At 43.5% G+C, this 12,789-nt stretch carries 9 protein-coding genes and 2 pseudogenes; 5 read left to right on the top strand and 6 right to left on the bottom strand.

The genetic code is table 11. The features are described from left to right. Positions 1-13: 13 nt before the first annotated feature. Positions 14-925, bottom strand: a complete 912-nt coding sequence (locus CVD19_RS10935) for a WD40/YVTN/BNR-like repeat-containing protein (protein ID WP_101581903.1) — start codon at positions 923-925, stop codon at positions 14-16. 195 nt (positions 926-1,120) lie between these two features. Between CVD19_RS10935 and CVD19_RS10930 the strand changes: the two genes are divergently transcribed. Genes CVD19_RS10930 through CVD19_RS10915 form a run of 4 tightly spaced genes read left to right on the top strand, consistent with a single transcriptional unit; the run spans position 1,121 to position 4,898 of the window. Beyond that, on the top strand, positions 1,121-2,230 hold the full coding sequence (locus CVD19_RS10930; RefSeq protein WP_101581902.1) for an ABC transporter ATP-binding protein: 1,110 nt from the start codon (positions 1,121-1,123) through the stop codon (positions 2,228-2,230). Continuing rightward, positions 2,220-3,023 (top strand): ABC transporter permease, encoded by an 804-nt coding sequence (locus tag CVD19_RS10925; RefSeq protein WP_101581901.1) that lies wholly within the window; start codon positions 2,220-2,222, stop codon positions 3,021-3,023. The genes CVD19_RS10930 and CVD19_RS10925 overlap by 11 nt, the downstream gene beginning before the upstream one ends. 1 nt (position 3,024) lies before the next feature. Further along, positions 3,025-3,828 (top strand): ABC transporter permease, encoded by an 804-nt coding sequence (locus CVD19_RS10920; protein WP_101581900.1) that lies wholly within the window; start codon positions 3,025-3,027, stop codon positions 3,826-3,828. Next, complete coding sequence (locus CVD19_RS10915; protein WP_101581899.1) at positions 3,825-4,898, top strand: ABC transporter substrate-binding protein; 1,074 nt, start codon at positions 3,825-3,827, stop codon at positions 4,896-4,898. Before CVD19_RS10920 ends, CVD19_RS10915 begins: the two co-directional genes overlap by 4 nt. Before the next feature lie 134 nt (positions 4,899-5,032). On the opposite strand, the pseudogene CVD19_RS10910 reads toward CVD19_RS10915, so the two are convergent. Both CVD19_RS10910 and ypfJ read right to left on the bottom strand, forming a co-directional pair. Further along, positions 5,033-5,532 (bottom strand): annotated as a pseudogene (locus CVD19_RS10910) (cupin domain-containing protein). 85 nt (positions 5,533-5,617) lie between these two features. After that, a complete protein-coding gene (gene ypfJ / locus CVD19_RS10905; RefSeq protein ID WP_101581898.1) occupies positions 5,618-6,439 on the bottom strand; it encodes a KPN_02809 family neutral zinc metallopeptidase in 822 nt (273 codons plus the stop codon). A gap of 297 nt (positions 6,440-6,736) precedes the next feature. Here ypfJ and CVD19_RS10900 point away from each other — a divergent pair, with 297 nt between their 5' ends. Then, on the top strand, positions 6,737-8,230 hold the full coding sequence (locus CVD19_RS10900; RefSeq protein WP_101581897.1) for a peptide MFS transporter: 1,494 nt from the start codon (positions 6,737-6,739) through the stop codon (positions 8,228-8,230). A 53-nt stretch (positions 8,231-8,283) separates the two neighbouring features. Here the strand turns inward: CVD19_RS10900 and htpG are convergent, their stop codons facing one another. The 3 genes and pseudogenes from htpG to CVD19_RS25850 form a co-directional block, all read right to left on the bottom strand. Further along, on the bottom strand, positions 8,284-10,161 hold the full coding sequence (htpG, locus tag CVD19_RS10895) for a molecular chaperone HtpG (RefSeq protein ID WP_101581896.1): 1,878 nt from the start codon (positions 10,159-10,161) through the stop codon (positions 8,284-8,286). A 234-nt stretch (positions 10,162-10,395) separates the two neighbouring features. Further along, positions 10,396-11,343 carry a methyl-accepting chemotaxis protein gene (locus tag CVD19_RS25855; protein WP_374702884.1) on the bottom strand — a complete coding sequence of 316 codons (948 nt, stop codon included), beginning with the start codon at positions 11,341-11,343 and terminating at the stop codon, positions 10,396-10,398. After that, positions 11,338-12,345, bottom strand: a pseudogene (locus CVD19_RS25850) (HAMP domain-containing protein); the annotation flags it as partial. The pseudogene CVD19_RS25850 and the gene CVD19_RS25855, both read right to left, overlap by 6 nt. Positions 12,346-12,789: the final 444 nt, after the last annotated feature.

Below are 12,789 nucleotides of genomic sequence, written 5' to 3'. Positions count from 1 at the left end.
TTACAAAGCATCATTAATCTTCTAATGCATTACCTTCCCGGTCAACAATGCCGGTAAACGACCATGTGGCACCCTCGTCAGCCGAGATGAATTTTGCCAGCACCTTACCGCCTTGAAAATCACCGTTTGGCCCCTGGTTAACGAGCAAAGTGCCCTGGTTCCCATCAAAGGCAGGCACTTCAGCAATTGTAAAGATCCCTTGGTATTCTGCCGGAATCTGAACTGGCACCTCACTCCAGTTCCGTCCTCCGTCTGCTGTCCGGAACAGGAATGGACGGTCCGGGTGATCAAGTGCGGAAAATGTGCCAAAAGAAATGAACCCAAGGCGGTCATTCACAAAACCTCCGTCTGTTAGCAAGGTATTCGTTGCTTGTACAGACCCTGCCTGATACCAGCTTTTGCCGCCATCGTTCGTTTTAAGGATGGCATTAGCCTCAAAGCTCATCGCACGGTCACCGGTCAGGATCAAATAGCCATTCTTTTCCGACGTAAAGCCCAGCAGCCGTAGCCGTACCCTTGGAATCGGGCTGGGCACATCAGCTTCCGTCCAAGTTTTCCCCCTATCCTCTGATTGGATAAGCCTCAAGCCAGTTTCATCACCGACGACAAAGGCTGTCCGCTCAGGGTTGATCATATAACTCCCCTCGATCAGCTCCTGTTTTGAACCATTATATTCCCCAAAAAATAAATCCTCAAATGAAACAGGGACTGTTCGCCAGTGACTGCCGTTATCATAAGACACTTGAAGCTGTTCATTTTGAAACTGATACTGGATGTGCTCCACAGGCACAGCGAAATCTGGAATCTCTTTACGTTCTTTGTAATATTTTGAATAGTACAGGGCGGCAGGTGTACTGATGAGCAAAAATAGAACAGCAAAGCCTATTGCCTTTATTAATTTATTATTTGCAGGTCTAGTTCTCATATATAACCACCTCAATGTATGATTGTATCTAACTTGAAAGAATAATTGAATTTTTCAGCTATTAATGTATAATTGTTCCGAATCGAATATAACAGAACCATGTCGAATGAACTGCATGTATATTCTATTTTAACAGCTAGATAGAACAAATTTGAGAGAAACTTAATTAGCTTGCCAGGAAGATTGGAGGTTGCCATGACAAACACTGCCATTATTCAATTTAAGAACGTTACAAAGCAGTATGATAATGATCCAGCCGTACTGGATGATGTAAGCTTCGAGATTGAGAGAGGCAAGTTTTACACCCTTCTCGGCCCTTCTGGATGCGGTAAGACAACCATTCTGCGGTTAATTGCCGGATTTACAGAGGCATCCGAAGGAGAAATTTATTTTAACGGAGAAAAGATCAATGATGTACCTGCCAATAAACGTCAGGTGAATACTGTATTCCAGGACTACGCACTCTTTCCTCATTTAAATGTATTTGAAAATGTTGCATTCGGTTTGCGGATCAAAAAGATGAAGAATGCGGAAATAGAATCAAACGTGAATGAAGCGCTAAGCTTCGTCAACCTTCAAGGCTATGAAAATCGTGAAATCAGGGAAATGTCCGGCGGCCAGCGCCAGCGGGTTGCGATTGCCAGGGCGATTGTGAACGAGCCGGAAGTGATTCTCCTTGATGAGCCGCTGTCGGCACTGGATTTGAAGCTGCGCACTGAAATGCAGTATGAGTTGCGTGAACTTCAGCGCCGCCTTGGGATCACGTTTATCTTTGTGACCCACGACCAGGAGGAAGCGCTCGCCATGTCTGACGAAATTTTCGTCATAAATAAAGGCAAGATCCAGCAGAGCGGTACTCCAACTGATATTTATGATGAGCCTATCAACCGGTTTGTCGCCGATTTTATTGGTGAATCTAACATTGTAAAAGGGCGCATGATTGAAGACTATCTTGTGGAATTTACCGGAAGGAAATTCGAATGCGTAGACCAGGGACTGGACAAGAATGAGCCGGTAGAAATCGTCATACGCCCGGAGGATTTGGAAATCACTTCATTGGAGCGCGGGAAGCTGCGGGTCCGCGTCGATTCCCAGTTGTTCCGCGGGGTGCATTATGAAATCAGCAGCTACGACCAGGACGGAAATGAATGGCTTGTCCATTCAACAAAAAAAGTGAAAGTCGGGGACGAAATTGGCCTGTATTTCGATCCTGAAGCCATTCATGTCATGCGCTTCGGCGAGACAGAGGAAGAGTTCGACAGGCGTTTGGAAGCTTATGCGGATGGGGAAAACGATGGAAAATAATCTTACGCGCAGACTGTATATGTTCCCCTATGCACTCTGGATCGCTTTATTTGTTATTGCGCCGATCATCCTTGTCCTCTATTATTCTTTCAATGATATAGAAGGAAATTTATCACTTGCCAATTACCGTAATTTTTTCACACCTACCTACCTGAAGATGGCATTCAGTTCGTTCTGGTATGCTTTCCTCATTACGGCGATCTCGTTATTGGTTGCCTATCCGACAGCTTATCTGTTAACAAAGACCAGGCATAAGCAGCTTTGGCTTTTACTCATCATTGTCCCGTCCTGGGTTAATTTGCTGTTAAAAGCCTATGCCTTCCTTGGCATTTTCGGAACCTATGGTTTCGCGAACAGCTTTTTGGAAGCAATCGGCATCGGTTCGAGGCAAATATTGTTTACTGATTTCAGCTTCGTCTTTGTATCGGTGTATATCTTTATTCCGTTCATGATTCTGCCGATTTTTAATTCGTTAAACGAACTGAATCCAACACTTCTGGATGCGGCTCATGATTTGGGTGCTTCGAAATGGACCACCTTCCGCCGGGTCATCTTCCCGCTGACGATTGACGGTGTAATGTCAGGCTGCCAGGTTGTATTCATTCCCGCGCTCTCTTTGTTCATGCTGACCAGACTCATTGCCGGAAACAGGGTCATCACGCTCGGCACAGCGATTGAACAGCATTTTCTCGTCACTCAGGACTGGGGCATGGGCTCGACCATTGCTGTCTTTTTGATCATCATTATGTTCGTGATCATGATTGTTACGGGCAACCGGAAGAGGAGTGTGTAAATTGGACAGAAAAGTATCACCATTATCAAAACTCTTTTTAGCGTTGATCTTTTTCATCCTGTATGCACCGATCTTGTTCCTGGTTTTCTACTCTTTTAACAGCGGGGGGACAATGCACGATTTCAAAGGCTTTACCTTTGATTGGTACAAAGAGCTCTTTCAGGATACGAGGCTCCTGATTATTGTTTTGAACACGGCGGTGGTTGCTTTATTATCTGCTTTAATTTCAACCATCATCGGGGTGGTTGGCGCCCTTGCTATCCACTCAGTCAAAAGAAAGCAAGCAAAAAGCGCATTGCTATCATTGAACAATGTCCTGATTGTCAGCCCGGATGTGATCATTGGTGCTTCCTTTTTGATTTTGTTCACCATGGCCGGAATCAAGCTAGGATTTTCTTCAGTGCTGCTATCCCATATCGCATTCAGCGTTCCGATCGTTGTACTGATGGTGCTTCCAAAATTAATGGAGATGAGCCCGACTCTTATCGATGCCGCACGGGATCTTGGTGCGAGCCGCTGGAATGTGGTGACGAAGGTTATTTTGCCGTTCATTACTCCCGGGATTTTTGCGGGGTTCTTTATGGCGCTAACGTATTCATTGGATGATTTTGCGGTTACTTTTTTTGTGACGGGCAATGGATTCACGACACTTTCTGTTGAAATATACTCTTTGGCACGCCGCGGAATCTCCTTGAATATCAATGCTTTGTCTACCCTGCTCTTCCTGTTCACGATGCTGCTTGTCGTCATATATTATTTTTTAACGCAACGAAACAGGACGAACGGATTGGGGGTTAGAAAATGAGGCAGCTTACTCAGGTTTTTCTGGCCGTTGTCCTTGTATCCGCGGTGCTGTTATACACCATTTCCGGTCTTAATTCATCGCAGGGCTATTCCAGCGGCAATACTTTGACTGTTTTTAACTGGGGAGATTATATTGATGCCGAGCTGGTAAAACGCTTTGAGAAGGAAACCGGGGTCAAAGTGGTTTATGAAACATTTGATTCAAATGAAGCAATGATGACAAAAATTGAACAGGGCGGCACAACTTACGATATTGCAGTACCTTCTGAATATACGATTGATAAAATGCGCCAGGAGGATTTGCTTATTCCCCTGGACCATTCGAAGCTTCCGAACTTAAAATACATTGATGAGCGGTTTATGGATCTCCCTTTTGATCCGGAGAATAAATATTCAATCCCTTATTTCTGGGGCACAGTCGGAATCGTTTACAACCCTAAAATGATCAATGGCAAGAAAATTACGAGCTGGAATGACCTGTGGGATCCGGATTTAAAAAATGAAATCCTGCTGATTGACGGTGCCCGGGAAGTCATCGGAATGGGGTTGAACAGCCTTGGTTATTCACTTAACGATATTAATAAAGATCATTTAAAGGAAGCGCGGGAAAAGCTGGACTCATTGACACCGAACATAAAAGCGATTGTGGGGGATGAAAGCCGGATGCTCCTTGAAAACCAGGAAGCATCCATCGGCCTTGTATGGTCGGGTGTTGCCTCCGAAATCATGTATGAGAATGAAGACTTGGAATATGTGGTTCCGAAGGAAGGCTCCAACCTATGGTTCGATAACATGGTCATTCCGAAAACCGCAAAAAATATCGAAGCTGCCCATCAGTTCATCAACTTTATGCTGGATCCTGAGATTGCCGCTCAAAACGCAGAATACGTAAGCTATTCTACACCGAATAAGGAAGCTCTGAAATACATGCCGGAAGATATGGTCAACGATGAACGTTTCTATCCACCACCTGCACTGACTGAAAAACTGGAAGTGTACGAAAACCTTGGGAAAAAGAACCTGGCTTATTACAATGAGCTGTTCCTGCAATTCAAAATGCACCGGAAATAGCGAATCATCTAAAGAATTCGCACAAAAAGGAGCGACAGGAACATGAGATTCCTGTCGCTTGTCTTTGTGGTGAAGGTGGTTTTCAAAATCAAAAGTGGCATTATCCCCCATCTGTCCTCCTGCTTTCGGGGGTCTCACTTCTTCCACTTCCGGATCAACGGGCCGCTATCCCCATAAACTGGGTCAGTTTCAGGAACCGGGACATTCCGGATCTCTGCCAATGACTGTGCACGAAGAGCGGGATCCCGTTCCCGCAAATTCGGCTGCTGCCTTCCGGATACGCTCCGACGACCTCAAAATCTTCACTGCTTTGAATCAGCTTGTGGCCTGTCCCTGCCGGTAGCAGCATAACATCCCCGGCCTTCAATGCCAGGTGTTCTCCAGCATCTCCTCCAAGAAGAACAGTTGCATTGCCTGATTTCACACCTAGTACCTCATGGGCGTTGCTGTGGTAATGGTGGTAATCATAAATGCCGCCGCTCCAGCTGCCACCCCAATTATGACGGTTGAATGCAGACTCTATTTCATTCGGGTTATCACTGAAAATGCCTTCGTATACGATGACAGGCAGTTCCGGATTATTTGGAATTTGGCCATCATCCTTTAGAAAAAATGATCTTTCCTGAGCATTCATCGAAAGGACTCCTTTCTTGTTTCAAATATTACCTTTTACAAACGATCCGGAGCTTCACCGGGCTTCGCAGGCTTATGACGGTTCTCTACAGGCCGCTTGTATTGAAGGTATCTCCTCCGTCCAGGCTGCCTGATTTGAATCCTTTATAAAACCAACGCTTCCTTTGCTCGGAAGTCCCATGGGTGAAGCTCTCAGGCACAACATGTCCCTGGGCCCTTTTTTGGATGGTGTCATCCCCGACCGCGCTGGCTGCATTTAATGCTTCCTCAAGATCACCCTCCTCAAGTAAATCCATTCCCTGAGCATGGTGGGCCCAAACACCAGCCAAATAATCAGCCTGCAATTCAAAACGTACGGATTTCTCATTGCTGCTATGGGGCATTTCCTTCTGTGTGGTCCCCAGCAGGGTTTGCACGTGGTGCCCCACTTCATGGGCGATCACATAAGCCATCGCAAAGTCCCCCGGAGCTTCGAATTTTTGCCGAAGCTCTTCATAGAAGCTGAGGTCAATATACAGCTTTTGGTCACCCGGACAATAAAATGGGCCGACTGCCGAACTGGCTGCACCACAGGCTGACTGGACGCTGTCGGTGTACAACACGAGGGTCGGCTCTTTATAAACAAGGCCTTCCTCCCTGAAAACTTCAGTCCACACCTTCTCTGTATCCGCGAGCACTACCGAGACGAACTCAGCATGTTCCTTTTCCTGTGCGGTTTCCTCATAGGGCACGGCCGGGTCTGAACCCGTCGTTGGCATGTTATTCAATATAGCCCCCGGATCCCCGCCGAGCAGCGTATAGATGATGACGATGATCAAGCCCCCGATACCGCCTCCTGCGAGAGTTTTGCCTCCCATACCCCTTCGGTCCTCAACGTTTGAGCTCCCTCTTCTTCCTTGCCATTTCATCGTGTTTCCTCCCTGTCATGGAGCGTACAGATTTACATATAGTGTTATACCCCCAATTGATAGTTTAATATCCTGGTTTCATCCTTTGAATGTTTGTAAATAGTGCCAGATAAATGCTGAGAGCAGCATCTTTGGTTTGAACCGGAATATCAGGCAGGAATATTTTTGAAAATATTTATTATTTTTAAATAATGATTAAAACTCTCAATCCAACATTTATTTGATTTACCAAAAAATTTTTTTGACAATTTAGTAGGTTTAAAAGTATTATATTAAGATAACAAGGAGGTTAGTAGAATGTCAGTTTTAAATAAACAGAAAATTGCGGACAGTGTCCCGCAGACAGGCTTTTTTGGACATCCTAAGGGCCTATTCACTCTGTTCTTTACTGAGTTTTGGGAGCGTTTCTCTTATTATGGAATGAGAGCAATTCTCGTTTTCTATATGTACTATGAGGTTTCAAAAGGCGGCCTGGGGCTTGATGAAAATATGTCTCTTGCCATTATGTCCATCTACGGGTCACTTGTATATATGTCGGGAATCATTGGCGGCTGGCTGGCCGACAGAATCTTTGGAACATCCAAGGCAGTCTTTTACGGCGGAATATTGATTATGCTTGGCCACATTGTGTTGGCGGTACCGGGAAGCGTGACGATGTTCTTCGTATCCATGGTTCTGATCGTGCTTGGTACTGGCTTGCTTAAGCCTAACGTGTCCAGTGTTGTAGGTGAAATCTACAGTGAACAAGACAATCGCCGCGATGCCGGATTCAGTATCTTCTATATGGGGATCAACCTCGGCGGATTCCTTGCTCCATTGATTGTCGGAACAGTTGGAATGAAATATAATTTCCACCTCGGATTTGGCATTGCCGCAGTCGGTATGTTCCTGGGATTATTAGTTTTCATGTTCACGAAAAAGAAAAACCTCGGACTTGCGGGTACAATTGTCGCAAATCCCCTTTCACAAACAGAAAAGAAAAAAGTGTTTACCACGATTGGTTTAAGTGCTGTCCTTATCGCTATTTTAATTGCTATTGCCATTCCAAATGGCCTGCTTTCATTTAAAACGTTCATCAATCTAGTAGGAATTTTAGGATTTTTAATTCCAACTGCTTATTTCGTTGCCATGTACCGCAGTCCTAAAACAACAGAAACGGAACGTTCAAGAATTATTGCTTATATTCCGCTATTTCTTGCTTCTGTTATGTTCTGGGCTATTCAAGAGCAAGGATCAACCATCCTTGCAAGCTATGCGGATAAACGTACACAACTGGACTTTGCAGGAATTCATATTTCACCTGCCTGGTTCCAATCATTGAATCCGCTATTTATTATCTTTTTAGCTCCTGTGTTTGCATGGTTATGGGTGAAGCTTGGAAATCGCCAGCCATCAATCCCTAAGAAATTCTCTTTAGGACTATTATTTGCTGGCCTGTCTTTCCTGGTCATTCTTTTACCGGCTTACTTTGGCGGCAGTGATTCATTGGTGAATCCAATGTGGCTGGTTCTCAGCTATTTGATTGTCGTGTTTGGGGAATTATGCCTGTCACCTGTAGGGCTATCTGCCACAACAAAACTGGCACCAGCAGCCTTCTCGGCACAGACAATGAGCTTATGGTTCTTATCAAACGCTGCAGCCCAGGCACTAAATGCGCAATTGGTCCAATTCTATACACCTGAAAACGAAATGCTGTACTTTGGTGTGATCGGGGGAGCATCCATCCTTCTGAGTATCCTGCTCTTTGCACTATCGCCAAAAATTCAGACTTATATGAAGGGTGTACGTTAAATTTTCGCAAAATAAAAGCATGGGAAATTTCCCATGCTTTTATTTTTGTATGGTTAAACCATTATTTTACAAATACCATTAGTGAATTCAACTGGATCATTGATTGGCAGGCCTTCAATCAGCAGGGCTTGATTGTACAATAAATTAGTATAGAGGTCTAATTTCCCTTTATCTTTTTCATAGGCATCCTTTAATGACTGGAATACCTCATGATTTGGATTAATTTCCAGCACTTTTTCCGCCTGGATGTTTTGGTTATTCGGCATCGATTTCAGGATCTTTTCCATTTCAATCGTTACTTCGCCGTCTGTGGCAAAACATACAGGATGGGTCCTCAATCTTTTTGACTCCCTTACGTCTTTAACTTTTCCGATTAAAATATTCTTCATGTAGTCAAAAAGATCTTTATTGTCACTGTCCTGTGAACCCTCATCGTCCTGATTCTCTTCTTCAATCCCGAGGTCGCCGCTTGATACCGATTTGAATTCTTTATCCTTGTAGGACATTAACATCCTAATGGCAAACTCGTCGATCTCATCGGTGAAATATAAGATTTCATACCCTTTTTCCGCCACCAGTTCTGCCTGTGGAAGTTTTTCGATTCTTTCATTGGACTCTCCGGATGCATAATAAATATACTTTTGGTCCTCAGGCATCCTTGACACATATTCATCCAGGGTCACGAGCTTCTTCTCCTCGGAGGAGTAGAACATCAACAAATCCTGCAGTTCTTCTTTATGGGTTCCAAAGTCGCTGTAGACCCCATATTTCAATTGCCTTCCGAATGAGTTATAAAATTCCTCGTACTTTTCCCTTTCGTTCTTTAGCAGGCTTTGCAATTCACTTTTGATTTTTTTGTTGATATTTTTTGCAATCAGCTTCAATTGCCGGTCATGCTGGAGCATCTCTCTCGAAATGTTCAACGAAAGATCCTCTGAATCAACCATCCCTTTTACAAAGCTAAAGTAATCTGGAAGGAGGTCAGCGCATTTGCTCATGATCAGCACGCCGTTAGAATACAGTTCTAATCCCTTTTCGTATTCCTTCGAATAGTAGTCAAACGGGATTTTTTCCGGGATGAATAAAATTGCATTGTATCTTACAGTGCCATCCACACTGATGTGGATGTGCTTGATTGGCTTGTCAAAACCATAGTGTTTTTCCGTATAAAAATTCTCATAATCCTCAGAAGTAAGCTCGCTTTTGTTCTTTCTCCAAATTGGAACCATACTGTTGATGGTCTGTTCTTCGATATAATCCTCGAATTCGTTTTCACTGCCTTCTTTTGGCCTTCTTCCACTAACGTCCATTTTGATCGGGTAGCGGATGAAGTCGGAGTATTTTTTAATGACCGCTTTTAGGCGGTACTCTTCCAGGTATTCGTCATAATTTTCTTCTTCGCTGTTCTCTTTTATTTTTAGAATAATCTCTGTTCCTACTGCATCTTTGTCACATGGTTCTAGCGTGTACCCATCAGTGCCGGTAGATTCCCACTTATATGCAGTTTCGCTCCCTAAGGCCCTGCTGATCACCGTAACAACGTCAGCAACCATAAACGCGGAATAAAAACCCACACCAAACTGGCCGATGATGTCATGCCCGTCTTTCAACTCATTTTCTTTTTTAAATGCTAACGAACCGCTTTTGGCAATCGTCCCAAGGTTTGTCTCCAGCTCTTCCTTCGACATTCCGATACCAGTGTCGACGATTTTCAATGTCCGGTTTTCTTTGTCAGGCACCACTTTTATGTAATAACTGTCTTTGTCAAAGCTTAGCGAATCATCAGTCAATGCTATGTAATAAATCTTGTCGATTGCATCACTGGCATTTGAGATTAATTCCCTTAAAAAGATCTCCCGATGAGTATAAATGGAATTGATCATCATCTCTAATAGTCTTTTAGATTCTGCCTGGAATTGCTTTTTTTCCATTTAAATTTCCCCTTTCGAAAATGATAAAGTTGATGCGACATATTCACCACAACACATTAGCACTCTTCCTGATCGAGTGCTAATCAATAATTAAATAACATACACTACCATTAAGTGTCAACACCCAGTTTAATCCTGTCATTCCACTGGCGGGATTAAACTGTATTGAACTCCGTTAATGCGGCCGAAAAAAAATCCTTACCCAATACTGGACAAGGATTTTTTCCCTAAGGTTTACAATTTAAATTTCGCCAAAGTCATCTGCAATTCCTCAGCCAACACAGACAGGGATTGTGCTGAAGCAGAAACATCTTCGATTGTGCTTAATTGTTCTTCGCTTGTGGCAGAGTTCTGCCGGCTCGCACTTGCCCCTTCTTCAGCTACCAGTTTAACAACATCAATGGCTTCAACTATCTGCTGGCTTCCTTCAGACATTTGTGCGATAGAAGCTGTAACCTCCTGCACTTTATCACTCACTTCTGTTACCCGTTCATCTATCGTTTTAAACAGTTGACCGAATTTCTGTGTCTTCACGACACCATCCGCTACCTTTTCTGTCCCGAGCAACATGGATGCTACGGCGTCATTCGTTTCAGTTTGAATAGCATTAATCAATTCGGAAATTTGCTGTGCAGAAGCAGCCGATTGCTCTGCCAGCTTCCTGACTTCATCCGCCACAACAGCAAACCCTTTACCATGCTCACCAGCACGGGCAGCTTCGATTGCCGCGTTTAATGCAAGCAAGTTCGTCTGGCTAGAGATGTCCGTAATAAGTGACACAATATTGACAATTTCCTTGGATCGTTCCCCAAGATTTTCGATGGCCGCTGAGGTAGACTGAACCGTTTTATGGATATCACCCATATGGTAAATAACATCCTCCACGCTGCTGGCTCCCTCTGCGGATATTTCAAGGGTCCTTTTGGTTAACGAGGATACTTCCTCACTGTTCGCGGCTATTTGCTGTATGCCGGCCGACATTTGAGTGATCGCCGTTGCCGCCCCATTAATACTGTTCAACTGTTCATCGGAACCAGCGGAAAGCTGCTGTGTCGCTGCAGCAATTTGCTGGGCTGAGTGCGTACTTTGTTCCGCATTGGCTGTCAGCTCCTCTGATGAGGCCGTTAAAGTAGTGGCTGACTTGTTCACCTGCTCCAAAATAGAACGCAGGGAGCCCACCATTACATTAAAACTGCGGCTTAATTGTCCAAGTTCATCGGTGCCATTTGCATCGATATTTTCATCCAGGTTTCCCTCATTAATCTTTACTGTGGCAGCCATGAGCCTTCTTAAGGGTACCATGATCGACCTTATGATAAAAAAGACTAATACGGCGGCAGCAATGGTAGAACCACTGATCACAATTAATGTAGTTGTAAGGATTGAACTGGCCTCATCATCTATTTCAGCTGAATACATCGTGCCGGAAATTTTCCAGCCTGTAAGTTTATTAGTTTCAAAGATTAATTTCTTTTCTTCACCATCAAGCATATATGTGGTTGTTCCTGAATTATGCTTAAACATATATTTATGCTCAGGATTAGAAGCGTCCGCACCGGCTTTCTGTTTCGGGTGAATCAAAAATTTGCTGTTCTTGTCCAGAACCTGCGGATACCCTTCCTTGCCGATTTTCGCCTCGTTTACCATATCTGCAAGTGTTTTAATCTTCACGTCAAAAGCGACGACTCCGCTATTATCCTGGAGCCTGTTTGCAATGGTAACAGTGACTTCACCCGTTTCATTCACGCCCGGATCTGTGATGATTGCTTCGCCGGAATTGCCCATTGCCTGCTGGTACCATGTTTTCTCTTCAGGGTTTGCCAGCAGCTGGTCTTCAGAGGAACTAAGCAAGGCACCCGCTTCTGTACCTATATAAACCGACTGGATTTCTGGATATAATTCCTTAAACCCTGTTAGCTGCGTCAATAAGGCTGGATCAACCTGGCTGCTGTCAAATGATGTTGCTAAATAATTTATCACCTTTATCTTGTCTTCAAAGAACAAGTTCACATTCTGGTTGATCAATTGAACATTTTGTTCCGCTGCATTAAGAATTTGCCCCTCCACTTTAGCTTTTGCGGAATTATAGGAAATCAGCCCAATCAAAATGCTGGGTATAATTAATACGATTGCAAAGGCTAAAATGAGTTTACTTCTGATATTTAATTTAAAATGTTTTAACATATGATAGTCCTTTTAACTTTATTTTATTTGTAGGTTCCTGCGGTTGGCTCTCCACCTTGCGATGAAAATTCAATTTACCATTCTGAGCAAGTTTTATTGTGGCAGCCATCCCCTTTTCTGCATTGTTAACATGAATCCTTCAAACACTTATTACCACAAAACCGTGAATATTAGCATAGGAAAATATAACCTGTTTTTTTATCAAATCATAAGCTGTAAACAGTGTCCAATATTCTTGAAACATGGAATCCGTCCACTCAACACCATTTTTATTTCGTTAAGACTTGTATTTCATTCACTCGGACAAAAATACACAATTATGAAATTATATTAAAAAAAGAAAAAGCTGACTACTACAACTACGAATGTAATAGTCAGCGCTGATTTTATAACATTCATTTCCAAACGTTTGTTTTCGGTTTTATAAAAGAATTTTATTGAAAA

It is taken from the genome of Bacillus sp. T33-2 (assembly GCF_002860205.1).
GTDB lineage: Bacteria > Bacillota > Bacilli > Bacillales > Cytobacillaceae > T33-2.
Note: the sequence above shows the minus strand (reverse complement) of the source record. Positions and strands in the feature narration are given on the sequence as shown.